At 61.6% G+C, this 26,850-nt stretch carries 24 protein-coding genes; 19 read left to right on the plus strand and 5 right to left on the minus strand.

The features are described from left to right. Window positions 1-195 precede the first annotated feature (195 nt). Both ACI2JX_RS20450 and ACI2JX_RS20455 read right to left on the minus strand, forming a co-directional pair. Window positions 196-1,416: a CaiB/BaiF CoA transferase family protein gene (locus ACI2JX_RS20450; RefSeq protein ID WP_368972868.1), complete on the minus strand. Its 1,221-nt coding sequence runs from the start codon at window positions 1,414-1,416 to the stop codon at window positions 196-198. Window positions 1,417-1,431: 15 nt separating this feature from the next. Beyond that, the gene (locus tag ACI2JX_RS20455; protein ID WP_264234322.1) at window positions 1,432-2,613 is read right to left on the minus strand and encodes an acyl-CoA dehydrogenase; all 1,182 of its coding nucleotides are present in this window, start codon (window positions 2,611-2,613) and stop codon (window positions 1,432-1,434) included. A 175-nt stretch (window positions 2,614-2,788) separates the two neighbouring features. Between ACI2JX_RS20455 and ACI2JX_RS20460 the strand changes: the two genes are divergently transcribed. The 10 genes from ACI2JX_RS20460 to ACI2JX_RS20505 all read left to right on the plus strand — a co-directional run bounded on the left by ACI2JX_RS20460 (window position 2,789) and on the right by ACI2JX_RS20505 (window position 12,539). Further along, complete coding sequence (locus tag ACI2JX_RS20460) at window positions 2,789-3,709, plus strand: LysR family transcriptional regulator (protein WP_404690882.1); 921 nt, start codon at window positions 2,789-2,791, stop codon at window positions 3,707-3,709. Between the two features lie 428 nt (window positions 3,710-4,137). Next, on the plus strand, window positions 4,138-5,259 hold the full coding sequence (locus ACI2JX_RS20465) for a Re/Si-specific NAD(P)(+) transhydrogenase subunit alpha (RefSeq protein ID WP_264234319.1): 1,122 nt from the start codon (window positions 4,138-4,140) through the stop codon (window positions 5,257-5,259). An 11-nt stretch (window positions 5,260-5,270) separates the two neighbouring features. After that, window positions 5,271-5,585, plus strand: coding sequence for an NAD(P) transhydrogenase subunit alpha (locus ACI2JX_RS20470; protein WP_008097413.1), 315 nt, complete (start codon window positions 5,271-5,273; stop codon window positions 5,583-5,585). A gap of 2 nt (window positions 5,586-5,587) precedes the next feature. Then, on the plus strand, window positions 5,588-7,024 hold the full coding sequence (locus ACI2JX_RS20475) for an NAD(P)(+) transhydrogenase (Re/Si-specific) subunit beta (protein ID WP_186557711.1): 1,437 nt from the start codon (window positions 5,588-5,590) through the stop codon (window positions 7,022-7,024). Between the two features lie 180 nt (window positions 7,025-7,204). After that, window positions 7,205-8,698, plus strand: a complete 1,494-nt coding sequence (locus ACI2JX_RS20480; protein ID WP_264234314.1) for an acetyl-CoA hydrolase/transferase family protein — start codon at window positions 7,205-7,207, stop codon at window positions 8,696-8,698. A gap of 320 nt (window positions 8,699-9,018) precedes the next feature. After that, window positions 9,019-9,231 (plus strand): DUF1127 domain-containing protein, encoded by a 213-nt coding sequence (locus ACI2JX_RS20485; RefSeq protein ID WP_186557709.1) that lies wholly within the window; start codon window positions 9,019-9,021, stop codon window positions 9,229-9,231. A gap of 295 nt (window positions 9,232-9,526) precedes the next feature. Then, window positions 9,527-9,844: a DUF2388 domain-containing protein gene (locus ACI2JX_RS20490; protein WP_264234312.1), complete on the plus strand. Its 318-nt coding sequence runs from the start codon at window positions 9,527-9,529 to the stop codon at window positions 9,842-9,844. An 88-nt stretch (window positions 9,845-9,932) separates the two neighbouring features. Beyond that, complete coding sequence (locus ACI2JX_RS20495) at window positions 9,933-10,226, plus strand: DUF2388 domain-containing protein (protein ID WP_264234310.1); 294 nt, start codon at window positions 9,933-9,935, stop codon at window positions 10,224-10,226. A gap of 37 nt (window positions 10,227-10,263) precedes the next feature. After that, window positions 10,264-10,584 carry a DUF2388 domain-containing protein gene (locus ACI2JX_RS20500; RefSeq protein ID WP_186557706.1) on the plus strand — a complete coding sequence of 107 codons (321 nt, stop codon included), beginning with the start codon at window positions 10,264-10,266 and terminating at the stop codon, window positions 10,582-10,584. After that, window positions 10,581-12,539, plus strand: coding sequence for a DUF4105 domain-containing protein (locus tag ACI2JX_RS20505; RefSeq protein WP_368972871.1), 1,959 nt, complete (start codon window positions 10,581-10,583; stop codon window positions 12,537-12,539). Before ACI2JX_RS20500 ends, ACI2JX_RS20505 begins: the two co-directional genes overlap by 4 nt. An 88-nt stretch (window positions 12,540-12,627) precedes the next feature. On the opposite strand, the gene ACI2JX_RS20510 is transcribed toward ACI2JX_RS20505, so the two are convergent. Beyond that, a complete protein-coding gene (locus ACI2JX_RS20510; RefSeq protein ID WP_264234305.1) occupies window positions 12,628-13,029 on the minus strand; it encodes a GFA family protein in 402 nt (133 codons plus the stop codon). 267 nt (window positions 13,030-13,296) lie between these two features. On the opposite strand from ACI2JX_RS20510, the gene ACI2JX_RS20515 reads away from it, so the two are divergent. From ACI2JX_RS20515 to ACI2JX_RS20555, 9 genes are all read left to right on the plus strand, one after another. Then, complete coding sequence (locus ACI2JX_RS20515; protein WP_186557703.1) at window positions 13,297-14,604, plus strand: CitMHS family transporter; 1,308 nt, start codon at window positions 13,297-13,299, stop codon at window positions 14,602-14,604. Window positions 14,605-14,670: 66 nt separating this feature from the next. Beyond that, entirely contained in the window at window positions 14,671-15,441 is a 771-nt protein-coding gene (locus ACI2JX_RS20520; RefSeq protein WP_186557702.1) for a TerC family protein, read from the plus strand. A 236-nt stretch (window positions 15,442-15,677) separates the two neighbouring features. Continuing rightward, a complete protein-coding gene (locus tag ACI2JX_RS20525) occupies window positions 15,678-17,336 on the plus strand; it encodes a Na/Pi cotransporter family protein (protein WP_264234302.1) in 1,659 nt (552 codons plus the stop codon). 30 nt (window positions 17,337-17,366) lie between these two features. Further along, window positions 17,367-18,773 carry a M16 family metallopeptidase gene (locus ACI2JX_RS20530; protein WP_368972872.1) on the plus strand — a complete coding sequence of 469 codons (1,407 nt, stop codon included), beginning with the start codon at window positions 17,367-17,369 and terminating at the stop codon, window positions 18,771-18,773. Between the two features lie 191 nt (window positions 18,774-18,964). Beyond that, window positions 18,965-19,987 carry a DUF2914 domain-containing protein gene (locus ACI2JX_RS20535; protein ID WP_264234296.1) on the plus strand — a complete coding sequence of 341 codons (1,023 nt, stop codon included), beginning with the start codon at window positions 18,965-18,967 and terminating at the stop codon, window positions 19,985-19,987. A gap of 134 nt (window positions 19,988-20,121) precedes the next feature. Continuing rightward, complete coding sequence (locus ACI2JX_RS20540; protein ID WP_404690883.1) at window positions 20,122-21,255, plus strand: MlaE family lipid ABC transporter permease subunit; 1,134 nt, start codon at window positions 20,122-20,124, stop codon at window positions 21,253-21,255. Then, the gene (locus ACI2JX_RS20545) at window positions 21,249-22,046 is read left to right on the plus strand and encodes an ABC transporter ATP-binding protein (RefSeq protein WP_404690920.1); all 798 of its coding nucleotides are present in this window, start codon (window positions 21,249-21,251) and stop codon (window positions 22,044-22,046) included. The genes ACI2JX_RS20540 and ACI2JX_RS20545 overlap by 7 nt, the downstream gene beginning before the upstream one ends. Window positions 22,047-22,049: 3 nt before the next feature. Further along, on the plus strand, window positions 22,050-22,988 hold the full coding sequence (locus tag ACI2JX_RS20550) for an MlaD family protein (RefSeq protein ID WP_186557696.1): 939 nt from the start codon (window positions 22,050-22,052) through the stop codon (window positions 22,986-22,988). After that, on the plus strand, window positions 22,985-23,605 hold the full coding sequence (locus tag ACI2JX_RS20555; protein WP_264234290.1) for an ABC-type transport auxiliary lipoprotein family protein: 621 nt from the start codon (window positions 22,985-22,987) through the stop codon (window positions 23,603-23,605). Before ACI2JX_RS20550 ends, ACI2JX_RS20555 begins: the two co-directional genes overlap by 4 nt. Here ACI2JX_RS20555 and ACI2JX_RS20560 read toward each other — a convergent pair. Both ACI2JX_RS20560 and gltP read right to left on the minus strand, forming a co-directional pair. After that, window positions 23,587-24,816, minus strand: a complete 1,230-nt coding sequence (locus ACI2JX_RS20560) for a nucleoside recognition domain-containing protein (protein ID WP_368972874.1) — start codon at window positions 24,814-24,816, stop codon at window positions 23,587-23,589. The genes ACI2JX_RS20555 and ACI2JX_RS20560 overlap by 19 nt on opposite strands. Window positions 24,817-25,124: 308 nt before the next feature. Then, window positions 25,125-26,462 (minus strand): glutamate/aspartate:proton symporter GltP, encoded by a 1,338-nt coding sequence (gene gltP, locus ACI2JX_RS20565; RefSeq protein ID WP_264234286.1) that lies wholly within the window; start codon window positions 26,460-26,462, stop codon window positions 25,125-25,127. Window positions 26,463-26,850 lie beyond the last annotated feature (388 nt).

Here is a 26,850-nt window from a genome sequence, read left to right on the forward strand (position 1 = left end):
TAAGGGGATCTGAGAGGCCGTCAACCCTTAATTTCAATAAACCGTAATATTGTTGAAATTAGGGTCAGAATCGCGGGGCGAGCCCGCTTCCACAGAGTGCAGCGGGGTGCGACAGAGAGAGGCAATGCAGTTAAAGCGCCAACAACAAAGCAGGGAGGCCTGCCGGCCTCCCTGCTTATATAGGTATAAAGCGAATCAGAGCACACCAGCCCCACGCAGCTGCTGCACAGCCTGGCCATCCAGCCCTAACACTTCTTCCAGTACAGCCTCGGTATGCTCCCCTAATAGAGGAGGCGCCTGCCGATACTCCACCGGCGTCTCAGACAGCCGAATAGGGCTAGCCACCTGCGGTACGCTACCCGCCAGCGGATGCGCAATGCTAACCGCCAATCCACGAGCCAATACCTGCGGGTCCTGGAACATCTGCGCCAAATCGTTGATTGGCCCGCATGGCACGCCGGCCTGTTCCAATTCACTAACCCACTGGGCTGTGGTCTTGAACACTGTGGCCTGGCGAATCAGCGGGATCAGCTCAGCCCGATTGGCGACCCGCAGCTTATTAGTCGCAAAGCGCGGATCGTCCGCCCATTGCGGCTGCCCAGCGACCTCGGCAAATTTACGGAACTGCCCATCATTCCCCACGGTAAGGATGAAATCACCATCGGCAGTGGGAAAGTCCTGATATGGCACGATATTGGGGTGGGCATTCCCCAACCGACGCGGAGCAGTGCCTGTAGTGAGGTAGTTCATTGCCTGGTTAGCCAGGCAGGCCACCTGCACGTCCAGCAACGCCATATCAATATGCTGCCCCACCCCTGACTGGTCACGGTGGGCGAGTGCAGCCAGGATCGCCACGGTGGAGTACAGCCCGGTAAGGATATCGGTCAGCGCAACGCCAACCTTCACCGGGCCGGCACCTTCTTCACCCTCTGGGCGACCGGTCAGGCTCATCAGCCCGCCCAGCCCTTGGATCATGAAGTCATAGCCGGCACGCTTGGCATACGGCCCAGTCTGACCAAAGCCGGTAATCGAGCAATAGATAAGCTTGGGGTTGACCGCCTTCAGGCTGGCATAGTCCAGCCCATAGGCCGCCAGGCCACCGACTTTGAAGTTCTCGATGACGATATCCGACTTCGCCGCCAGTTCGCGCACCAGACGCTGACCTTCTGGTTGGGTGAAGTCGATGGTCACCGAGCGCTTGTTGCGGTTGGCAGACAGATAGTAGGCCGCCTCGCTGGTGTTCTCCCCATAGGCATCCTTGAGGAAGGGTGGCCCCCAGGAGCGGGTATCGTCACCTGCCCCCGGACGCTCGACCTTGATCACGTCAGCCCCAAGGTCGGCGAGGATCTGCCCAGACCAGGGCCCGGCCAGCACACGCGAAAGGTCCAGCACCCGCAGATGTGATAACGCCCCCATGGCCCAGCTCCTCTATTAATAGAACGCCTGAATGCCGGTCTGCGCGCGACCGAGGATCAGCGCGTGGATGTCATGGGTACCTTCATACGTGTTGACCACTTCAAGGTTAACCAGGTGACGGGCTACGCCGAACTCATCGGAAATACCGTTGCCGCCGAGCATGTCGCGGGCCAGGCGGGCAATATCCAGCGCCTTGCCACAGGAGTTGCGCTTCATGATCGAGGTGATTTCCACCGCAGCGGTGCCCTCATCCTTCATCCGCCCCAGACGCAGGCAGCCCTGCAGCCCCAGCGTGATCTCGGTCTGCATGTCCGCCAGCTTCTTCTGGATCAGTTGATTGGCGGCCAGAGGACGGCCGAACTGCTTGCGATCCAGGGTGTATTGGCGCGCGGTGTGCCAGCAGGCCTCCGCCGCACCCAGGGCACCCCAGGAGATGCCATAGCGGGCCGAGTTCAAGCAGGTGAACGGGCCTTTCAGACCACGCACCTCAGGGAAGATGTTTTCTTCAGGAACGAACACGCCGTCCATGACGATCTCGCCGGTGATCGAAGCACGCAGGCCGACCTTGCCGTGAATCGCCGGGGCGCTCAGGCCTTTCCAGCCTTTCTCCAGAATGAAGCCGCGAATGTCCCCGGCATCGTCCTTGGCCCACACGACAAACACATCGGCAATCGGGCTGTTGGTGATCCACATCTTGCTGCCAGTCAGGCTGTAGCCGCCATCAACCTTGCGCGCCCGGGTGATCATCGCGCCTGGATCGGAGCCGTGGTTGGGCTCGGTCAGGCCGAAGCAACCAATCCACTCGCCGCTGGCAAGCTTGGGCAGGTACTTTTGCTTCTGCTGTTCACTGCCGAATTCGTTGATCGGCACCATCACCAGCGAAGATTGCACGCTCATCATCGAGCGGTAGCCGGAGTCGATGCGCTCCACTTCACGGGCGATCAGGCCGTAGCAGACGTAGTTCAGCCCACTGCCGCCGTACTGCTCTGGGATGGTAGCGCCGAGCAGGCCGACTTCGCCCATCTCACGGAAGATCTTCGGATCGGTCTGCTCATGGCGAAACGCCTCGATCACGCGCGGCGCCAGCTTGTCCTGGGCAAACTGATAAGCGCTGTCACGCACCATGCGCTCTTCTTCAGTCAATTGCTGATCGAGCAGCAGTGGGTCGATCCAGTTGAAGCTTGCTTTGCCGGCCATGAGCGAAATCCTCGGAATAGGGGAGCAGGGTGCGTGGGCACTGTTCTTGTGCATTGATCCTAGGCCTGTTCGGCCGTCGGGACAAACGAGGATTACGCACGGTTTAGTGATATTTTCTCACTTCGAAAATCTGCAACTCAGCATACTCAAAGCCAGACAAGTGAGGTTGACGTACATGCGGCGCAAGATTCCCAGTACTACTGCATTGGTCTGTTTTGAGGCCGCAGCGCGTCACGAGAGCTTCACCAAGGCTGCCCAGGAGCTGGCCTTGACCCAAGGCGCCGTCTGTCGACAAATTGGTGGGCTGGAGGAGTTCCTGAATGTCGAGCTGTTTCGCCGCTCGCGTCGCGGGGTAAAACTCACCGAAGCCGGCCTATCCTACAGCCGACAGGTGGCAGCACAGCTGGACGCGGTCGAGCGCGATACCTTGTCGGTAATGCGCCAGCAGGGCGCCAATGTGATCGAATTGGCGGTGGTGCCGACCTTCGGCACCCAGTGGCTGCTGCCGCGCCTGAAGGACTTCCAGCACTGCCACCCAGAGGTCACCGTCAACCTGACCAACCGCACGCGGCCATTCCTGTTCGCCGATACCGCGTTCGATGCAGCGATCTACTTCGGCGATGCCGACTGGTCGGGCACCCAGTCCCACCGCCTGATGGGTGAGAACCCCATGCCAGTGTGCAGCCCGGCCTTGTTGCTCAGCGGCCAGGGCGAACTCGATGCCAAGCGCATCGCCGAACTGCCGCTGCTGCAGCAGACCACCCGACCCTATGCCTGGCGACAGTGGTTCGACGGCTTGGGGATGAGCGTGGAGGGCGACATGACCGGCCCTCGCTATGAACTGTTCTCAATGCTCGCCCAAGCCGCCATGCACCAGATGGGCATCGCGCTGATTCCACCGTTCTTGATCCAGCGCGAGCTGGAGCAGGGTAGGTTGGTGGTCGCCAACAGGCATGCGCTATCGAGTAACAAGGCCTACTATCTAATGATTCCTGAGCGGAAGGTGGAGTCTGCGTCGCTGCGCGCCTTCCGCGACTGGCTGATAGCACAGGCACGCTTGTACGCCTCCACCCACCCAGCAGATGCGACAACTTGACTCGGTAGTCAATTATTTTAAACACCTACAGATGTATTGAATTGTCGCATTTCAATAAACTGTTGCGTATACCCTGAATTCTTGCTTAACCCTGCATACTGCGCGGGTTTCAGGCCTATTTGCGACATTCGCCCAGCTGTCAGCGAAATTTGTTAAAAATAATCTGATTTCTCCCCTAATCTCCCAATAGCCTATGTTTGACGGGCTGCAGCCATACCCTTGCGACATACGGTCACAGGGTGACTTGTAGTTTTAACTTCGTATCGCTCCAGAACCGGTTGAAGGCCTACGTATTCATCTGCAAAATGCTTCGCCCGCCCGGGATCCGGCGGGTTCGAGCCTTACGGCTACGCTGGCGAAGTGCCGCGAATTCAACCCCGCGCATGCCAGCTCAATAAAGATAAGAAGGTCACCGCAGGAGAAAAGTCGTGCACATTGGTGTTCCTCTCGAGACGCAGACGGGCGAGACGCGGGTCGCTGCGACCCCCGAAACCCTCAAGAAGCTGGTTGGCCAAGGCCATCAGGTCACCGTCCAACGGGGGGCAGGGCTCAACGCCAGCATTCCGGACAGTGCCTATGAAGCCGTTGGCGCCTCCCTCGGTACCGCCGCCGATGCCTTCGGCGCGCAACTGGTACTCAAGGTCGTTGCCCCCAGCGAACAAGAGCTTGCCCTGATCAACAGTGGCAGCCTGCTAATCGGCATGCTCAACCCGTTCAACAACGAACTGATCGCCAAGATGGCGGAACGCGGCGTCACCGCTTTCGCCCTCGAAGCGGCGCCACGCACCTCGCGCGCGCAGAGCCTCGACGTGCTGTCGTCGCAGGCCAACATCGCCGGTTACAAGGCGGTGTTGCTAGCCGCGCATCACTACCCGCGCTTCATGCCGATGCTGATGACTGCCGCCGGAACGGTGAAAGCCGCCCGCGTGCTGATTCTTGGCGCCGGCGTTGCCGGCCTGCAGGCCATCGCCACGGCCAAGCGCCTGGGCGCAGTGATCGAGGCCTCGGATGTGCGCCCGGCGGTGAAGGAGCAGATCGAGTCGCTTGGCGCCAAGTTCCTCGACGTCCCCTACGAGACCGATGAAGAACGCGAATGTGCGCAAGGTGTCGGCGGCTATGCTCGGCCCATGCCCGCCAGCTGGATGCAGCGCCAGGCACAAGCGGTGCACGAGCGCGCCAAGCAGGCCGACATCGTCATCACCACCGCACTGATCCCGGGCCGCAAGGCACCGACCCTGCTCAGCGCCGAGACCGTGGCGCAGATGAAGCCCGGCTCCGTGGTGATCGATCTGGCTGCAGCACAAGGCGGCAACTGCCCGCTGACCGTGGCTGACCAAGTAGTGGTAGAAAATGGCGTGACCATCGTCGGCCCCACCAATTTGCCAGCCCAGGTCGGGGCAGACGCTTCGGCGCTGTACGCCCGCAACCTGCTGGACTTCATGAAGCTGCTGTTCGACAAGGACGGTGCGCTGGTGATCAACCTCGAAGATGACATTGTCGCTGCGTGCCTGATGTGCCGCGACGGCCAAGTCATCCGTAAGAACGGTTAAGGAGCACGGCTATGGAAGACATGCTGATTTCCCACGGCATCTACAACCTGATCATCTTCGTGCTGGCCATCTACGTGGGCTACCACGTGGTATGGAACGTCACCCCGGCTCTGCACACCCCGCTGATGGCGGTGACCAACGCCATTTCGGCGATCGTCATCGTCGGCGCCATGCTTGCTGCTGCGCTGACCGTGACTCCGGCCGGCAAAGTCATGGGCACCCTGGCCGTGGCCTTGGCGGCAGTCAACGTGTTCGGTGGCTTCCTGGTTACCCGGCGCATGCTGGAAATGTTCAAGAAGAAAACCAAGAACGAGGCGCAGAAGTAAGCATGAGCATGAATCTGGTAACGCTTCTCTACCTGGTCGCTTCGGTCTGCTTCATCCAGGCGCTGAAGGGCCTGTCGCATCCGACCACCTCACGCCGCGGCAACCTGTTCGGCATGATCGGCATGGGCATTGCGATGCTCACCACCGTGGGCCTGATCTATAAGCTCGGCGCCGAGCTGGCCACCGCCGGTATCGGCTACGTCCTGCTCGGCCTGTTGATCGGCGGCACTGCCGGCTCGATCATGGCCAAGCGCGTCGAGATGACCAAGATGCCAGAACTGGTCGCCTTCATGCACAGCATGATCGGCCTGGCAGCAGTGTTCATCGCCATCGCCGCAGTGCTCGAGCCGCAATCGATGGGCATCGTCGCATTGATCAGCGATCCGATCCCGACCGGCAACCGGCTGGAGCTGTTCCTCGGTGCTGCGATTGGTGCCATTACCTTCTCCGGTTCGGTAATCGCCTTCGGCAAGCTGTCGGGCAAGTACAAGTTCCGCCTGTTCCAGGGCGCACCAGTACAGTTCGCGGGCCAGCACAAGCTGAACCTGATCCTCGGCCTAACCACCATCGCCCTGGGTTTGCTGTTCACCTTCACCGGCCACTACAGCGCCTTCACCTTGATGCTGGTTCTGGCCTTCATAATGGGCGTGCTGATCATCATCCCAATCGGCGGTGCCGACATGCCGGTGGTGGTGTCGATGCTCAACAGCTATTCGGGCTGGGCAGCGGCCGGCATCGGTTTCTCGCTGAACAACTCGATGCTGATCATCGCCGGCTCCCTGGTCGGTTCGAGCGGTGCGATTCTCTCGTACATCATGTGCAAGGCGATGAACCGCTCGTTCTTCAACGTCATCCTCGGCGGCTTCGGCGGCGAGGCGGACACCGGCGCGGCGGCCGGCTCCAAAGAGCAGCGCCCGGTCAAATCAGGTTCGGCGGACGACGCGACCTTCCTGCTGAGCAACGCTGACACTGTGATCATCGTCCCTGGCTACGGCCTGGCTGTGGCGCGCGCGCAGCATGCCCTCAAGGAGCTGACCGAAAAGCTGATCCACAACGGCGTGACCGTGAAGTACGCCATTCACCCGGTAGCCGGGCGTATGCCTGGGCACATGAACGTGCTCTTGGCTGAAGCCGAGGTGCCCTACGACCAGGTGTTCGAGATGGAGGACATCAACGCCGAGTTCGGCCAGGCTGACGTGGTGCTGGTGCTTGGGGCCAACGACGTGGTCAATCCGGCGGCTAAGAACGATCCGAAGTCGCCGATCGCTGGCATGCCGATCCTTGAGGCGTTCAAGGCCAAGACCATCATCGTCAACAAGCGCTCCATGGCCAGTGGCTATGCCGGGCTGGATAACGAGCTGTTCTACCTGGACAAGACCATGATGGTGTTCGGCGACGCCAAGAAGGTCATCGAAGACATGGTCAAGGCAGTGGAATAAAGTCCTTCTATATAGATAGGCATAAACCCCCGGTGATTTATTCCCGGGGGTTTTTACTTTGCTTGATCCAGATCAACGGCTCTATTGCAGGGCTTCTCATACGACCATGGTCGTGGGACGGCGACGGGCGAAATCTCTAGACTGCGCTGCAGTAGCCTCAGTAGCCCGAGATAACAATCCATGTACCGTGATCGTATCCGCTTGTCCTCCCTGCACAGCAAGGTAATGAGTGCGGCCGACGCCGCTGGCCTGATCCAGGACGGCATGACCGTCGGCATGAGCGGTTTTACCCGCGCCGGCGAAGCCAAAGCCGTACCCCATGCCCTTGCTGAACGCGCCAAAGTGTCGCCGCTGAAAATCAGCCTGATGACCGGCGCCAGCCTTGGCAACGACCTGGACAAGCAACTGACCGAGGCCGGCGTGCTCGCCCGCCGTATGCCGTTCCAAGTCGACAGCACCCTGCGCAAAGCCATCAACGATGGCCAGGTGATGTTCATCGACCAGCATCTGTCGGAAACCGTCGAGCAGCTGCGCAACAAGCAACTGACCCTGCCGGACATCGCCGTCATTGAAGCGGTGGCCATCACCGAGCAAGGCCACATCGTGCCGACCACTTCGGTGGGCAACTCGGCCAGCTTTGCGATCTTCGCCAAGCAAGTGATCGTCGAGATCAACCTGTCGCACAACGCCAACCTCGAAGGCCTGCACGACATCTATATCCCGACCTATCGCCCGACCCGCACGCCAATCCCGCTGATCAAGGTCGACGACCGCATTGGCAGCACCGCGATCCCGATCGACCCGGCCAAAATCGTCGGCATCGTCATCAGCGACCAGCCCGACTCGCCGTCCACGGTACTGCCGCCTGACCATGAGACCCAAGGTATTGCCAACCACCTGATCAACTTCCTCAAGAGTGAAGTCGACGCTGGCCGCATGACCAACAAGCTCGGCCCGCTGCAAGCTGGCATCGGCAGCATCGCCAACGCGGTCATGTGCGGCCTGATCGATTCGCCGTTCGAAGACCTGACCATGTACTCCGAAGTACTCCAGGACTCGACCTTCGACCTGATCGACGCCGGCAAGCTGAGCTTCGCCTCGGGCAGCTCGATAACACTATCGAGCCGGCGCAACGCCGACGTGTTCGGCAACCTGGAGCGTTACAAGGACAAGCTGGTACTGCGTCCGCAGGAAATCTCCAACCACCCAGAAGTGGTGCGTCGCCTGGGCATCATCGGCATCAACACCGCGCTGGAGTTCGACATCTACGGTAACGTCAACTCCACCCACGTCTGCGGAACCCGGATGATGAACGGTATTGGCGGCTCGGGAGACTTCGCCCGCAACGCGCACCTGGCGGTGTTCGTCACCAAGTCGATTGCCAAAGGCGGCGCGATTTCCAGCGTGGTGCCGATGGTCAGCCACGTTGACCACACCGAGCATGACGTGGACATCCTGGTCACCGAGCAAGGCCTGGCTGACCTGCGTGGCCTGGCGCCTCGCGAGCGCGCCCGGGCGATCATCGACAACTGTGTCCACCCGGACTATCGCGCGGCGCTGAACGACTACTTCGAACGCGCTTGCCAGCGGGGCGGCCATACCCCGCACATCCTGCGTGAAGCGCTGAGCTGGCACGAAAACCTGGAAGAAAGCGGGCGCATGCTCGCCAGCTGATCCAGCACAGCTACCCGGTCGATGGTGCGCAAAGGCCATCGACCGGAACAGCTAATTACAGTAAAAGAAAAAACTGTACAACTGTACCGGTAAAATCTCAGTCTTCCGCTGACAAATCGCCTCCCTATCCTCATAAACGCACCATATCTGTGCAGACCAGTACAGTTACGCCAATTTCGGGTGCAACAGTGCGCTTAATCAATTAACTGAACCCGCGCAATACAGATGAACTGTACCTACTGTTATGGACAAGAGAGGAGGATCATTGGCATCAGTTAAATCACTACCTAATGCCGCCACAAGCGGAAGGATGAAACATCATGGAACGCACCCTCAGTTCCGGTCTGGTTTTTGAAAACAACGCTCAGTCCAACGCTTCGCTGCCACTGCGCGCTTTCTCCACGCTTCTGCTGTGGCAACGCCGCATCGCCAGCCGCCGTCAGCTGGCCCGCCTGGATGGTCGCCTTCTGGCTGACGCCGGCATCAGCGAGTCGCAGCGTTACGAAGAGCTGAGCAAGCCTTTCTGGCGCTAAGCACCGGCTAGCCGGTTTCGGCCGGCACCGAGAATTCCAAAAACCCGTTGCAGGGAACTGCGACGGGTTTTTTGTTTCAAAGGTGCGAATTAGAGCGCCTTGCCCCGCGGATAGTACAGTTTCATAGAAACAGAAACATACCAGTACAATTGTATTGCTAACCACCCGCGTCACATCCAGAAACAGCAACGCGTGTTACGCTTACTTGAACGGCTCATTAAATAAAGTACCGTGATGAGCCTAGCGAGCGTCCGATAACCAGAACCATCTCGACCCTATGCAGGAGTCTCCGACCATGTCCCGTAACCACTTGTTTGGCGCCGCCCTGTTGTTGGCCTTGGCCGGCACTGCCAACGCCACTAGCTTCATCGTTACCACCGATGCGGTCGTAGGTGCAGTTGCCGCCTCTACTGATGCCACCTCTGATGTCTCCTCGTCGTTCCGTGACGACAAGATTGTCCAGGCCGCCCGCGACGACGCTGCCAGCTTTGTCGGCAGCCAAGGCGCCATCCGCGGTGCCAAGCTTGAAAGTGCGTTCATTCACATTCGCCAGCAGGCGCCCACCCTGCAAGCCAGCGACGCACAATTGGCGCAAGCCATCCTCGCGCTCTAACCCGCAAGTTTCACGCCCGGATACACTGGCTCCGTCCGGTGTATCCGCGGTAGCCTTCGCCATCCAAGCCTAAGCCTTTAGAAGTCCGATGCGTTATCTGTTGCCTTTGCTGTTTGCCCTCGCCGGTATGGGAAGCGCCCATGCCATGGACGTCTCTACCCAAACCCTGGTTGCCAGCGGCTACGTCACCAGCAAAGTGACCAGCGCGCCCTTCGACCGCAAACTGGTCGTGCAGGCCCGCGACGATGCCGCAGCGTTTGTCGCCACCGATGGCTCGATCCGTGGCGCTCGTCTGCAAGCAGCGCTGGATACACTGCGTCATGACAGCGGCTATCACTCTGTCGGCGACCTTGAACTGGCAGAAGCAATTCTCGTCCAATAACCATATTCGACTCCCTGTATTCCTTCGGAGATGCTCCATGCGCAAGACGCTGATCGCCGCCACCCTCGGCATGTTGGTAATGGCCGACCTGGCACAGGCACAGACCCTGGTGGCCACCAGCAACATCATCGTGCGGGCCTTTGGCCGTTCGATCGATTTCACCTCGGACACCACCACTTCGATTCGCGACTCGAAAATCGTCCAAGATGCCCATGACGACGCCGCCAGCTTCGTCGCCAGCAAAGGCGATATCCGCGGCGCGCAGCTCGAAGCCGCCTTCACCACCATTCGCCATCGCGTGCCTGAGGCGCGCGATGCCAGCGATCAGGTACTGGCCGAAGCCATCCTGGCCCTGTGAAGCACATGCGTGCCTGGCTGCTCGGCTGCGTCCTGACGCTGCTGGGGATGCCTGCGCTAGCCGACCTGCAGCTCGACCTGCAGGTATCTGGGCTTGATCAGCAACAACAGCAAGCCACCCAGGCCTTGCTCGACGAGGCACTGGCCAAACTTCCCCCCCGCTTCAAGCAACAGCTCGACCGCCGCATCCAAGTCAGTTGGAGCGAGCGCATGCCCGCTGATGCTTATGGCCAGGCTTCGCTGGTGTCCACCCTCGAGCTGAACCGCCGGCTATTGCCCAGCCTGGTCGATGGCAGCGCTGCCCGCGAGCGTACCAACCGTCCGCATGGCACTGTGCGGCAAGAACTACTGGCCACAGTCCTTCACGAACTGACCCACATCTACGACCGCGCCCGTCTCTGGCCGACCCAGGAGCGGTTGATGATCGCCCGCTGCAAGCGCCAGCAGGACACCCTCGGCAAGATCGGCCTGCCGCAAGACTGCCGTGGACAAGCCGAGCGCCGCTTCACCATGAGCGATGATCCACGCCTGCTCGACCTGGCTGGCTGGCAGCAGTACGTTGGCCGGCGCGGCGAGCGCGAACAGCACAACGCCCAGGTGGTGCGCAGCCCCGACAGTTATGAGCTGAGCAGCCCCAAGGAATACATTGCGGTCAACATGGAGTACTTCCTGCTTGACCCCAGCTATGGTTGCCGCCGCCCGGCACTGAACCAGTACCTGCAGCAGCACTTCGCCTGGACTCCACCGCAAACCCCGTGCGCCAAAGGCTTGCCATTCATCAATGCCGGCAACGACTTCGCCCGCCAACCTCTTGGCGAGATCGACCCGGAACGGGTTTATGAGGTCGACTACCTGCTCGCCGAGGCCAACCAGAACCTGGTCAGCCGTTGGGGCCACAGCATGCTGCGCCTGGTCATCTGTGCACCCGGTCGGCCGCGGGGTCCGGATTGCCGGCTGGACCTGGACCAGCACCTGGTGCTGTCCTACCGGGCCTTCGTCAATGACGTGCAGCTGTCCAGCTGGGACGGCCTGGTCGGCGCTTATCCGTCACGGCTGTTCGTGCTGCCGCTGGGTCAGGTGATCGACGAATACACCAAGACCGAGCTGCGCAGCCTGGCCTCGGTGCCGCTGCGGCTCAACCGCGACGAGGTCGAGAACCTGGTTCGCCAAGCGGCGGAGATGCACTGGAGCTACGACGGCAATTACTGGTTCCTGTCCAACAACTGCGCAGTGGAAGGCCTCAAGCTGCTGCGCAGCGGAACTGCCAACCCAGCCCTGAACGACCTCGACAGCATCATGCCCAACGGCCTGCTCGCGGTGCTCAAGGGACGCGGCCTGGCCGATACCAGCGTGCTCGATGATCCCCGTGAGGCCCTGCGCCTGGGATACCGCTTCGACTCCTACCGTGATCGCTACCAGGCCATGTTCGATGTGCTTAGAAAGCAGTTACCGGTCAAGCAAGAGAAGGTCGAGGACTGGCTCGCCCTGGAGGCCGACCAGCGCCGGCCATGGTTCGCGCGCGCCGACCTGCGCACCAGTGCCGCGTTGTTGTTGCTGGAGCAGGCTGCGCTGCGCCAGCAATTGCTGTTGGCTCAGGATGAAGTGAAGCAGCGGTACCTGAATGCCACTGCGCTCAAGGATGGCAGCATCGATAAAGCCAATCAGACCCTGCAGCAGATGCTGGCCAATAGCGGCTTCCTCAGCCGACCGGCAGAATTGCTGGGCACCGACGGCTATGGCTTGCCGCAGCCAGAGGAGCGTAAGCAATTGGAAAAAGTCAGCAGTGAGCGGCAGGCGCAGCTGCTACGCCTGAGCACCGACCTGGATAAAGAGGTGAGGGCGCTGCTCGATCCGGCCCGGGCCAAGGCGATTGCGGCGGTCGAGGCGAACGTGAAGCAGATTGGCCAGCACCTGCGGGAGCTGCACAAGGCTGCCGGTGGCTTGCAGTTGCCCTGACGGCCTGAGCTTTTTCAGGTCAGTTCAGGCCTCATCGCGGGGCAAGCCCGCTCCCACGATCGCCCCGCGTTAAGGCCACAGAGCCAAATTAGAGATGCTCCTCAGCCTCCCCAGGCAACTGCTCATCCAGATGCAGCCAAGGCAACCGGCTACTGGTCCAGATGTGCCGGGTGGCCCGTACGTTCTCTGGATGATCCAAGGTCGCCACGGTCACATCGATGGTCTGCGGACTGTGCACAGTGCTCAGCGCCAGATGCGCGCCACAGTCGCCGCAAAAAAACCGGCTGCAACTGGTCGGTGCCACATACATCCGCGGCCTGCCCTTGAGCCATCGAAAACCACTGCGCGGCAGGGTCAACCAGGTCACCACCAACCCGCCGCTGACCCGCCGACAGATCGAGCAGTGGCAATGAGCGATGTCGGTCAGATCCCCTTCCAAGCGATAGCGCAGGGCGCCGCAATGGCAGCCTCCCTCGTAAAATTCGGACATGATTACCTCTCGTCACCTTTGCCGTAGCGAAAGCTGGCTGAAAGCTTGCGCTCATAGGATAGCCCCACTACCGGCACAAGACCGGTCAGCCAGGGTCCCCGGATTGTTCCGCGCCCGGCCCAATCGACAACAACAATGGTGATTCTGATGTATTCCTGTGCCCGCCTTCTCGCAGTCCCCCTCCGGCTATTCCACGCACAGCGCCCCACGCGCTGATTCGCCCGAAGCGTCTTTTCTCTTTCGCCGCGCCACGCCTGGAGTATCGCCATGCTGACCTTCCTCGGCTTTGCCATGGTCATCACCTTCATGTACCTGATCATGACCAAGCGCCTGTCGGCCTTGATCGCCCTGATCCTGGTTCCGATCCTGTTCGCCCTGTTCGGTGGTTTCTCCTCCGATATCGGCCCGATGATGCTGCAAGGCATCAGCAAGCTTGCGCCTACCGGCGTGATGCTGATGTTCGCCATTCTCTACTTTGCCCTGATGATCGACTCCGGCCTGTTCGATCCAGCCGTGCGCCTGATCCTCAAGGCGGTCAAGGGCGACCCACTGAAAGTCTCGGTCGGCACCGCCGTGCTGGCGTTGGTGGTATCGCTCGACGGTGACGGCGCCACCACCTACATGATCTGCTGCGCAGCGATGTTGCCGCTGTACAGCCGCTTAGGCATGAGCCCACGGATCATGGCCGGCTTGATCATCCTGGCCGGCGGGGTGATGAACATGACCCCTTGGGGTGGCCCTACAGCGCGCGCCGCAAGCGCCCTGCATGTCGATCCGTCGGACATCTTCGTGCCGATGATCCCGGCCATGGCCTTCGGCGTCATCGCCATCCTGGCGATCGCCTACATGTACGGCAAACGTGAGCGGGCCCGCCTGGGTGAGCTGCACCTGCCGACCGATGACATCGACCACAGTGGCATCAGCGTTTCGCAGTTCCCAGAAGCACGCCGGCCAAAACTGATCTGGTTCAACGGCGCCCTGACCCTGGTCCTGATGATCGCCCTGATCGCAGGTCTGCTGCCGCTGCCAGTACTGTTCATGGTGGCCTTCAGCATCGCCATGATCGTCAACTACCCATGCCTGCAACAGCAGAAGGACCGCATCGCCGCCCACTCCGGTAGCGTCCTGGCCGTGACCGGGTTGATCTTCGCCGCAGGCATCTTCACCGGCATCCTGTCCGGCACCGGCATGGTCGACGCCATGTCCAAGAGCCTGCTGGCGGTGATTCCGGATGCGCTCGGCCCGTACCTGGCAGTAATCACGGCGATCGTCAGCATGCCGTTCACCTTCTTCATGTCCAACGATGCCTTCTACTACGGCGTACTGCCGGTGCTGGCCGAAGCCGCCAGCCACTACGGCATCACCCCGGTGGAAATGGCCCGTGCGTCGATCGTCGGACAACCGGTACACCTGCTCAGCCCGCTGGTACCCTCAACCTACCTGCTGGTCGCACTGGCCGGGATCGAGTTCGGTGATCATCAGCGCTTCACGCTCAAGTGGGCAGTGCTGGTGTGCATGTGCATAATGCTCGGCGCATTGCTCCTGGGGACTTTCCCACTGTTCAGCAGTCTGTAAATACATACGCCCTACAGCGATGCGCCCTACCGGGTGCATCGCCTTTTAACGTTCGAAGGAATACACATGGAATGGCTGACCAGCCCGGAAATCTGGGTTGCCTTTTTCACCCTGACGGCACTTGAAATCGTTCTCGGTATCGACAACATCATCATGATCTCGATCCTGGTCAGCCGCATGCCCAAGCACATGCAGCCACGCACCCGGATCTTCGGCCTGGCCCTGGCCATGGTCACCCGCATCCTGCTGCTGCTCTCGATTACCTGGGTCATGCGCCTGACTGCCGATTTGTTCGAAGTGTTCGGCCAAGGCATCTCCGGTCGCGACCTGATCCTGTTCTTCGGTGGCCTGTTCCTGCTGTGGAAAAGCTCCCAGGAGATCTACCACGGCCTGGAAGGTGAAGACGAAAACCCGGAAGAGCCAAAGGGCGCGGGTGGCAAGTTCATCTACACCATCATCCAGATCGCCATCATCGACATCGTGTTCTCGCTGGACTCGGTGATCACCGCCGTAGGCATGGTTTCGCACGTACCGGTGATGATCGCCGCGATCGTCGTGGCAGTGCTGGTGATGATGCTCTGCGCCGGTGCCATCAGTAATTTCATCGACAAGCACCCTTCGCTGAAGATGCTTGCACTGTCGTTCCTGATCGTCGTCGGTACGGTGCTGATCGCCGAATCCTTCGACGTGCATGTGCCAAAAGGCTACGTGTACTTCGCCATGGCCTTCTCGCTGGCGGTGGAAGCGATCAACATTCGCATGCGCACGGCGCGGGCACGCAAACGCGGCGAAGAGCACGATGCGGTGAAACTGCGCAAGGACATCCCTGGTCAATAAGCTCAGGCGCGCAATCAAGAAAGGCCCTCCGGGGCCTTTTTTCGTTCCTGCCCCTGGGCAAGCGCAGGGCGCTCGCGTGTTTCAAATATGTTTCAGCCATGCCAAGCTGGCGTCAGCTGGGTAAAACAACTAAAGCTTGAGTGAGCACTGGAAAAAACCGCCCACCCCCGGGCCAGGCTCACGGCTTCACCCATTGGCCCCGCGTTGGGGCAACAGCAACAGGGGGGCCTTCGTACATGCTGACCTTGCTCAATCTGCTTTCCGCCGTGGCATTGCTGGTGTGGGGCACGCATATCGTGCGTACCGGCATCCTGCGGGTCTACGGCTCCAACCTGCGCCGGGTGCTCAGCCAGAACATGAGCAAGCGCCCGCTGGCATTTCTCGCCGGCATCGTGGTGACCGCCATGGTGCAGAGCAGCAACGCCACCGCGATGCTGGTGACCTCCTTCGTCGGCCAGGGCCTGATGGCGATGACCCCGGCTTTGGCCATCATGCTCGGCGCCGACGTAGGTACCGCGCTGATGGCCCGGGTGTTGACCTTCGACCTGTCGTGGCTGTCGCCGCTGCTGCTGTTCGTCGGGGTTATTTTCTTTCTCTCGCGCAAACAGACCCGCCTCGGCCAGATGGGCCGCGTGGCGATCGGCCTCGGCCTGATCATCCTGGCCCTGCAACTGATAGTCCAGGCCGCGACGCCGATCACCCAGGCGCAAGGGGTGAAGGTCCTGTTTGCCTCGTTGACCGGCGATATTCTGCTCGATGCCCTGGTCGGCGCGCTGTTCGCGATGATTTCCTACTCAAGCCTGGCCGCCGTGCTGCTGACCGCCACCTTGGCCGGTGCCGAGCTGATCAGCCTGCCAGTGGCGATTGGCCTGGTGGTAGGGGCCAACATCGGCAGCGGTCTGCTGGCGTTTCTCACCACCAGCATGCAGAACGCCGCTGGGCGGCGAGTCGCGCTGGGCAGCCTGCTGTACAAGCTGATCGGCCTGCTGCTGATCATCCCCGTCCTGCATCCGCTGGTGGAGTGGATGGACAGCCTCAGCTTCAGCCCCCAGGAATTGGTGATCGGCTTTCACCTGCTCTACAACACGCTGCGCTGCCTGATCATGCTGCCGACCACCAAGCCCATGGGCCGCTTGTGCAATGCGCTACTGCCCGAGCGCGAGAATGGCAATGGCCAGATCCGCCCACGCCACCTGGATGCCTCGGCCCTGCAGACCCCCAGCCTGGCTCTGGCCAACGCCGCGCGCGAAACCCTGCGCCTGGGCGATATCGTCGACAGCCTGCTGGAAGCCATGCTCGGCGCCCTGCGCGGCACCCAGACCGCACTCCCGCAACAGGTCCGTGCGCTCGCCGAGGATGCCGAGGCGCTGTACAGCGCAATCAAACTGTACCTGGCGCAAATGTCGCGCGAAGACTTGAGCGAACAGGACAACCGGCGCTGGGCCGAGATCATCGAGCTGGCCATCAACCTCAAGCTGGCCAGCGACCTGATCGAGCGCATGCTGCGCAAGGTGCAGCAACAGAAGACCTCGCAGCGCCGCGAGTTTTCCCAGGTCGGCCTGGAAGAGCTGACCGGCCTGCAAGAACAGCTGCTGGCCAACCTGCGCCTGGGCCTGTCGGTGTTTCTCAGTGCCGACCCTCAGAGCGCCCAGCTGCTGCTGCGCGAAAAGCGCCGTTTTCGCGCCCAGGAACGGCGTTTGGCCCACGCCCATGTCAGCCGATTGCAACGCAAGGTAGTGCAAAGTATCGAGACCAGTTCGCTACACTTGGAGCTGATCGCCGATATGAAGCGTTTGAACTCTTTGTTCTGCAGCAGTGCCTATGTGGTACTAGGCGGCTCGGACACCGGCGGCTTGTTGCTCGACAGCGTACCGGACGAAGCCCGCCAGCCCTGAACCCGCACTACCGGAGACCCAAGCTCGCCTATGCGTAGCCTGATGTTCGTTTGCCTACTGATCTGCAGCCTGCCGTCGCTGGCCCTCGACCGCTCGAAGGTTGAGGGCTACCTGCTGCCCAATGGCCTGCAGGTGATCCTCAAATCCGGCTATGAGCGCGACCATGTAGCGATCCGCCTGGTGGTGGGGGTGGGCCTGGACGACTTCGAGTGTGACCAGCGCGAGCTGCCTCACCTGCTCGAGCACCTGCTGTTCAGCGGCATCGACGAAACCGGCGAGGGTGGCCTGGAAGAACGCATGCAGGCCCTTGGCGGTGAATGGAACGCCTACACCAGCAGCGCCGACACCACCTTCGTCATCGAAGCGCCGGCGCGCAACCAGCGCAAAGTGCTCGACTTGCTGCTGGCAGCGATCCGCGATACCCAGATCGACGCCAAAGCCCTGGCCACGGCAAAGAAGATCATCGAGCGAGAAGATGGCGGCCACTATGGCCACCTGCAACGCTGGCTCGACCGCCAGGACATCGGCCACCGCGCCAGCGACCAGCTGGCAGTGGAACTTGGGCTGAAATGCCCGGCACGCTCTGACCTCGACGACATGACCCTGGAGCAGGTCCAGGCCCTGCGCGAGCATTGGTATGCGGCCAACAACATGAGCCTGATTATCGTTGGCGGTCTTGACCGCCTGCTGCCGGCCTACTTGGAGCGCACCTATGGCGAGCTGCCAGCGATCGAGCCTGGCGAGCGGCGCAATCTGGACAGCATCAGCCAACAGGCCGAGCAACGCCGGGACCTCACCCGTGGCTGGCTGGGCGACAGCGTGAAACTGCACTGGCTGTTCATCGAGCCGACGCTGGATAACGACCACGACCAGACCCTCGACCTGCTTTCGCGCTACCTGGACTGGGCCTTGTACGACCAGCTACGCCTGCGCCATGGCTTGTCCTACGGCCCGTCGGTGCAGCGCGAGAGCTTTGGCGACAGCGGCATGCTCAGCCTCAACGCCGACCTCGAACGCCAGGATGTCGATAAGGCAGTGAAAGTGCTGCAGGAGTTGTTCGACCACCTGCGCAAGAACGGCCTCGACCCCGACACGTTCTCCCGAATCAAAGAACTCGCCATCGCCCGGGAAAGCTGGTCTAGCCAGGGCAACAGCGCGCTGGCCGACTATTACTGGGGCGCACTGAACAATTACACCGACGGGCGCTTTACCGATCCGATCCGGCAACTGCGCAAGGTCAGCCTCAAACAGGCTGACGCGGCGCTGCGTGAGCTGCTCAAGGATCCGGGCTACCTGCGCATCGAGAAGCCGCTGCTTGGCTATGACGAGCTCTATGGGCTGGTGGCGTTGTTGTTGGGGCTGATCCTTGCCGTCGGCTTGCTGCGCTGGCGCCGGCATCCGCCAACTCGGCCCAGCGGCGCTACACGGGATAGCTGATTCGGCGGTATCCTGTAGTGGCCGAAGAATATTGGGTCCGCTGCGCGGCCCTTCGCGGGCAAGCCCGCTCCCACAGGGACAGCGCCACTCAGAACCTGTGCGCTAATACCTGTGGGAGCGGGATTGCCCGCGAAGAGGCCGGTGCGGCCGCCAGTGATCTAGGCTCCATTCGCCCATTTCAGTAGCCACACATGCCCCCCATACCCCAATTCATCCAGCGCGTGATCGAACTGCTCAAGCGCTACCCCGGCATCATCGCGCTTGGCGGTTTCCTTTCGGGGATCGGCAGCTTCATTCTGGTCGACCGCCAGGCCGGCCTGGCCAGTTGGGTCGCTATCCTGATGCTGGTCAGCTGGCTCTGGCTGATGCTGGAGAACACCCTCACCGGGCTGTTCACCCGCGCTTTCAAGCGCGAAATCCCGCAGCCACTGCTGCGCTATGCGACGCAGATGATCCACCAGGAAAGCCTGTTCTTCGTTCTGCCGTTCTTCTTCATCACCACCACTTGGAACAGCGGCCAGCTGATTTTCACCGGCCTGCTCGGCGCCGCCGGGCTGATCTCGATCATCGATCCGCTGTACTACAAATGGCTGGCACCGCGGCGCTGGTTGTTCATGGCGCTGCACACCCTGACCCTGTTCGCCGCACTGCTGACGGCATTGCCGATCATCTTGCACCTGACCACCGCGCAGAGCTTCAAACTGGCCCTGATCGCGGCCATGGCGCTGTCGTTCCCAAGCCTTGCCAGCAGCTTCCCGATCAATAACTGGCGGCGCGCCGTGGCATTGGTGCTGGTTACTCTGTCGGTCGGTGCTGGCGGCTGGCTGTTGCGCTCGTGGGTGCCACCCGCGACCTTGTGGTTGACCGAGGTGGCGGTCAGCACCGAGGTGCTCAATCGTCAGCCAGGCGCGTCGCTGGAAGAGATCCCGGCCAGCCGCATCAAAGGCAGCGGGCTGTATGCCTACACCGCGATCAACGCACCGCGCGGGCTTAACGAGCGTATCTATCACGTGTGGCAGCTGGACGGTAAAGAGGTCGACCGGATCGCCCTGGATATCCATGGCGGACGCAAAGAAGGCTATCGCGCCTGGACCCACAAGCAGAACTTCCCGCCCAATCCGGTCGGCAAGTGGCAGGTGCGAGTGCTGACAGAGGATGGCCAGGTGATCGGCGTATTGCGCTTCAAGGTAGTGAACGACGCAGCGTCGGGCTGATTACAAACCGTATCGCAGCGGCGAGGGAGTGACCTTGCCTGCGCGATAGGGCCAGTGAGCACAGCACCAAGGTGCAATACACTCATGGGCGATGCGCTATGATCTGACCCGTCGCCCCCGCGCCCGTCAGAAGCATGGAGCCCATGACCACACCCAGCGCTACCCTGGACACCAGCAGCAGGCCGGCCTGCCTGCACATTACCGGTGACTGGACCCTGGCCCACTACGCCGAGCTCAAGCGTTCCAGCGAGCGACTGCGTAGCCAGTTCGCCGCCGACGCCATCGCCGACCTGAGCCAACTCGGCCGCCTGGACACCGCCGGCGCCTCGCTACTGGCCGAACTGCTTGGTTCAGAACGGCTGTCGCACTGCACCAACGATCTGCCCGAAGCCAACCGCGCGCTGCTCAAGACGGTTTACTGCTCGGTGCAAGACTACTGCATCCCGGTCAAGCAAGCCGAGCGGCCGATCCTGATTCTGCTGCTCGATCGGATCGGCCGCGCCGTCGACACCCTGTGGCAAGACACCCGACAGTTGCTCGGTTTCATCGGCCTGATCATCGAAACCTTGCTGCGTCGTGTGCTGCAACCGCACCGTTGGCGGGTCACCCCAGTGGTTGCCCATATCGAACAGACCGGCCTGGACGCTGCGCCCATCGTCGCCCTGTTGACCTTTCTGGTGGGCGCGGTGGTCGCCTTCCTCGGCGCCACGGTGTTGGCGGCCTTTGGCGCGACCATCTTTACCGTCGACCTGGTGGCGTTTTCATTCCTGCGCGAATTCGGCGTACTGCTCACCGCCATCCTCATGGCCGGGCGAACCGCCAGCGCCTTCACCGCACAGATCGGCTCGATGAAAGCCAACGAAGAGATCGACGCCATCCGCACGTTGGGCCTGAACCCGATCGAGCTGCTGGTGGTACCGCGGGTACTGGCGCTGTTGATCTCGCTGCCGCTGCTGACGTTCCTGGCGATGATCTGCGGCATCGTCGGCGGCGGGGTGGTCTGCGCGCTGTCGCTGGATATCCCGCCGGCCATGTTCCTCTCGTTGCTGCAAAGCGACATCGGCGTACAGCACTTCCTGGTCGGCTTGGCCAAGGCCCCCTTCTTCGCCTTCCTGATCGCCGCCATTGGCTGCCTGGAGGGCTTCAAGGTCAGTGGCAGCGCCGAGTCGGTGGGCGCCCACACGACCTCAAGCGTGGTCCAGTCGATTTTCGTGGTGATCGTCCTGGACGCCGTGGCCGCGCTGTTCTTCATGGAGATGGGCTGGTGACGGGCGTACGAGAAGCTGTGATCGAGGCGCGCGGCCTGTGCAACCGCTTTGGCCGCCAGAGCGTGCACGAGAACCTCGATATTGACCTGTTCAAGGGCGAGATCCTCGCAGTGGTCGGTGGCTCGGGCAGCGGCAAGTCGGTGCTGCTGCGCAGCATCATCGGCCTGCGCAGGCCCAACGAGGGGTTGGTCAAGGTGTTCGGCCAGAACCTGGCACAACTCAACGATGAGCAACGCTCGTTAGTGGAACGGCGCTTTGGCGTGTTGTTCCAGAAGGGCGCGCTGTTCTCCTCGCTGACCGTCACCGAAAACGTCGCCCTGCCGCTGATCGAGCACGCCGGCCTGTCGCGGGCCGATGCCGAGCACTTGGCCGGGGTCAAACTGGCCCTGGCGGGCCTGCCGATCTCGGCTGCGGACAAATACCCGTCGTCGCTGTCAGGCGGCATGATCAAGCGTGCAGCACTGGCCCGCGCCTTGGCGTTGGACCCGGATATCCTGTTCCTCGACGAACCCACCGCCGGCCTCGACCCGATTGGCGCAGCGGCGTTCGACCAATTGATCCTGACCCTGCGTGACGCGCTGGGCCTGAGCGTGTTCCTGATCACCCATGATCTTGACACGCTCTACACCATTACCGACCGAATCGCCGTGCTTTCGCAGAAGAAAGTCCTGGTCGCCGGCCCTTTGGCCGAGGTCGAGCAAACCAACGATCCCTGGATCCACGACTATTTTCACGGCCCGCGCGGGCGGGCGGCCGAACAGGCCGCCGCCAGTGCCCGGCAGGAGCGCTGAACCATGGAAACCCGAGCTCATCATGTCTTCATCGGCCTGGTCACCGTACTGGTGGTGGCCGGCGCGCTGCTGTTCGGCCTGTGGCTGACCAAATCCAGCGTCGACGACACCTTCAAGGACTACCAAGTGGTGTTCAACGAGGCCGTCTCGGGCCTGTCGCGCGGTAGCGCGGTGCAGTACAACGGGATCAAGGTCGGGGACGTCACCACCCTGCGCCTGGACCCGGAAGATCCGCGCCGGGTCCTGGCGCGCATTCGCCTGAGCGCCGACACCCCGGTCAAGCAGGATACCCAAGCCAAGCTGACCCTGGCCGGCGTCACCGGCAACTCGTTCATCCAGCTCACTGGCGGCACCCCGCAAAGCCCCGAGCTCAAGGGCAAGGACGGCAAACTGCCGGTGATCGTCGCCTCACCTTCGCCAATTTCGCGCCTGCTCAACGACAGCAGCGACCTGGTGACCAACATCAACCTGCTGCTGCACAACGCCAACCAGATGTTCTCCGAAGACAACATCGGCCGCCTGAGCAACACCCTGGCCAATCTGGAGCAAACCACCGGCGCCTTCGCCAGCCAGAAGGGCGGAATCACCCAGGCCATCGAGCAGTTGGGCGAAGTCGGCAAACAAGCCAGCGCCACCCTCGCCGAAACCCAGACGCTGATGCGCAACGCCAACGGTCTGCTGGGCACGCAAGGCAAGCAGGCCTTCGGCAGCGCCGAGCAGGCCATGCAAGCGCTGGCCGAGAGCACCGCGACCATCAACAGCCTGCTCAAGGACAACCGCGAAGCGATCGACGACGGCGCCCAAGGCCTGAACCAGCTGACCCCGGCCATCCGCGAGTTGCGCGAAACCCTCAACGCCCTCAAAGGCATCTCGCGCCAACTGGAGGCGGACCCAAGCGGCTACCTGCTGGGTCGCGACAACAACAAGGAGTTCCAGCCATGAACACTTCGCTGCGTCTTGTCACCCTCGCCGCAGCGCTGAGCCTGGCCACGGCCTGCTCGATCCTGCCCAAGAGCGAGCCGGTGGACATTTATCGCCTGCCAGTGAGCCAGGCCAGCCGCACAGCCACCCCGCTGGACTGGTCGCTGCGCCTGAACAAGCCGCTGGCCAGCGAGGCCCTGGCCGGCGCCCGCATTGCAGTAATCCCGCAAGGCGACATCATCAGCGGCTACAAGGGCGCCCGCTGGAGCGATCCGGTACCATTGCTGGTGCGTAACCGCCTGCTCGATGGCTTTCAACGCGATGGCCGCGTGCAGCGCCTGAGCGCTGACGACAGCAACCTGCAAGCGGACTATGAGCTGGCAGGCGAGCTGCAGGCGTTCCAGAGCGAATATCGGCCGGGGGGCGTGGAGGTGCTGATACGTTATGACGCGCGCCTGGTGCAAGGGCGCAGCCAGCGTATTCTTGCTAGCCGGCGCTTCGAGGTGCGTCAGCCGCTGACCTCCAGCCAAGTGTCAGCAGTGGTCGCCGGCTTCGGTGCGGCCAGCGACCAACTGATGGCGCAACTGCTGGACTGGACTGTGGCCCAGGCAACTCAGGCTCAGGCGAAGAACCAGTAGCAGACGAAGATCGCCGCGATCACCCCGGACAGTTCGGCCAGCAGGGCGCAACCCACCGCGTGACGGACCCGCTGAATACCCACCGCGCCGAAGTACACTGCCAACACGTAGAAGGTGGTTTCGGTACTGCCCTGGATGGTCGCCGCCACCAAGGCTGGGAAGCTATCGACGCCATGGGTCTGCATGGTCTCGATCAGCATCGCCCGCGCCGCGCTGCCAGAGAACGGCTTGACCAGCGCGGTTGGCAGGCCCTCGACGAAGCGAGTGTCCATGCCCATCCACTCCACGGCGTGGCGGATGCCGTCCAAAGCCAGCTCAAGGGCGCCCGAGGCCCGCAGCACACCCACTGCACAAAGCATCGCCACCAGGTAAGGCAGTAGGTTCTTGGCGACGTCGAAGCCTTCCTTGGCGCCTTCGACGAAGGCTTCATACACCTTGACCCGTCGCAGCGCGCCGATCACCAGGAACAGGATGATGATGCCGAACAGGGTCAGGTTGCCAAGGACCGACGACAGGCTGGCCAGCGCCGCCGCCGACAGCGTGCCGAGGAAGGCCATGAAGCAGCCCAGCAGCAGCGCACCGGGGATCAGGTAGGCGAGCACCACGGGGTCCCACAGGCGCAGGCGCTGCATGACCGCCACCGAGAGCAGGCCGACCAGGGTCGAGACGCTGGTAGCGAGCAGAATTGGCAGGAACACCATGGTCGGATCAGGTGCGCCTTGCTGCGCGCGGTACATGAAGATAGTGACCGGCAGCAGGGTCAGCGACGAGGCGTTGAGCACCAGAAACAGGATCTGCGCGTTGCTCGCCGTCGTGCTGCTGGGGTTGAGCTCCTGCAAGGCGCGCATGGCCTTCAGGCCGATCGGCGTAGCGGCGTTGTCCAGGCCCAGGCCATTGGCGGCGAAGTTCATGGTGATCAAGCCCAGGGCAGGGTGCCCAGGTGGCACTTCAGGCATCAGCCGGGCGAACAGCGGCCCGAGCATCTTGGCCAGCCACTCGACGATACCGGCCTGCTCGGCAATCTTCAGGAAACCCAGCCACAAGGTGAGGGTGCCGAACAGCAGCACCATGACTTCCACCGACAGCTTGGCCATGGCGAAGATGCTCTCGACCATCGCGGCGAAGATCCCGGCATTGCCGCCGACCAGCCATTGGGCCAGGGCGGAGATGGCCGCCACCAGGAAAAAGCTGAGCCAAAGGCCATTGAGCATCCGTGTGTTCCCCCGAAAAATGCCTCGAATGATAGCGTACTGATCGACCAGAACGCTGCTTCCACAGTTGCAAGCTAGCGCGGGAAAAGTCCTAAGCCTCAAGCACGCGAGCTGTAAGCGGCTGGCGTGGGAGCGGGCTCGCCCCGCGATTGCGTCTACTTGGCCAAATTGCTTAGCCGCGCTGACGCTATCGCGGGGCAAGCCCGCTCCCACGCTACCGACGCCTTTCTCCCACACGACACCGCCTGCCGATCTCAAGACAACAAAAAGCCCCGACAAGTCGGGGCTTTTTGTTCAACGCTGAAGGCTTACTGCTTGGCAGTCTCGCCCGCAACGGATGCGGCGGCTTTGGTACCGACCATGTGCGGCAGCGAGTTGTAGTACTGCTCGCCTTTGACCGCGTCGTACATGCCTTCCCAGCGTGCGATAACCAGCGCGGCCAGGGCGTTGCCGATCACGTTCAGGGCAGTCCGCGCCATGTCCATGATGCGGTCGACACCGGCGATGAACGCCAGGCCTTCCAGCGGGATACCAACACTGCCCAGGGTCGCCAGCAGCACCACGAAAGAAACGCCCGGCACACCCGCGATACCCTTGGAGGTGACCATCAGGGTCAGGACCAGCAGCAGCTGTTGGCTCCAGGACAAGTCGATGCCGTACAGCTGGGCAATGAAGATCGCCGCAATGCTCTGGTACAGGGTCGAACCGTCGAGGTTGAACGAGTAACCGGTCGGCACCACGAAGCTGCAGATCGACTTCGGCGCACCGTACTTCTCCATCTTCTCGATCACCCGTGGCAGCACGGTCTCGGAGCTGGAGGTGGAGTAGGCGAGGATCATCTCGTCTTTCATGATGCGCATGATCTTGATGATCGAGAAGCCGAACATCCGCGCCACCAGGCCCAGCACCATGAAGGCGAAGAAGGCGATAGCGAAGTACACCAGCACCACCAGCTTGGCCAGCGGCAGCAGGGACGAGAAGCCGAAGTTGGCGACAGTCACCGCGATCAGGGCGAATACACCGATCGGCGCGTAGTTCATGATCATGTGGGTGACCTTGAACATGGTTTCCGATACGCCCTGGAAGGTGCGTACCAGCGGCTCGCGCAGGTCTGCCTGCAGGCTCGACAAGCCCAGGCCGAACAGTACCGAGAAGAAGATAATCGGCAGCATCTCGCCACGCGCCACGGCTGCGAAGATGTTCGATGGAATCAGGTTGAGCAGGGTCTCGATGAACGCGTGCTCATGCTGCACCTCGGCCGCAGTGGCCTGGTACTTGGAGATGTCCACAGTGCCCAGGGTGCTCATGTCGATACCGACACCTGGGTGGAACAGGTTGGCCAGGCCCAGGCCGACGACGATGGCGATGGTGGTCACCACCTCGAAGTAGATGATGGTCTTCAGGCCAATGCTGCCCAGTTTCTTCGCGTCGCCAACCCCGGCGATGCCCACGATCAGCGACGAAATCACGATCGGGACGACGATCATCTTGATCAGGCGAATGAAGATGTCACCGGCTGGCTGCAGAACATTACTGATCCACCATGCCTTTTCTGCACTGAAATGGTTCAGCAGCGCGCCGATTGCAACGCCCAGGACGAGTCCGATGAGGATCTGCCAGGCGAGGCTTAGTTTTGCCTTCTTCATGTCGTTACCTTTTCTTCTAGTGGTCATGGTCGTCGAGCGGAAACGCGCGTTCCAGAGCCTTTAGAAGCATGCTGGGCAGCGAATTTAATCCGTACGACGGCTCCATCGAAGGTCAGCGCAAGCGAGCGTGTCGGCGCTCTGGCTAGCGAAAAAGGCCGCAACTATTGCGACGGAGAGGGAGGCAGTCTAATGCCGGAAACGACTACCCTATACCGATTCGGCATGAGATCAAGGGACAAAAAGTCGCACCCGAAGGGGCTGGATATCGGCCGTTCGGATTTCCGAACAAGACCAAAGCGCCATTTTTCGGCCGATTTGGCAGCACTAAAAGGAGGGATCGGATGCCTTGTTCGACAATCCGAATGGTCTGAATGGTACATCGGGCGGG

The sequence above is a fragment of the Pseudomonas sp. NPDC088890 genome, assembly GCF_044900155.1.
GTDB classification, from domain to species: Bacteria; Pseudomonadota; Gammaproteobacteria; order Pseudomonadales; family Pseudomonadaceae; genus Aquipseudomonas; species Aquipseudomonas urmiensis.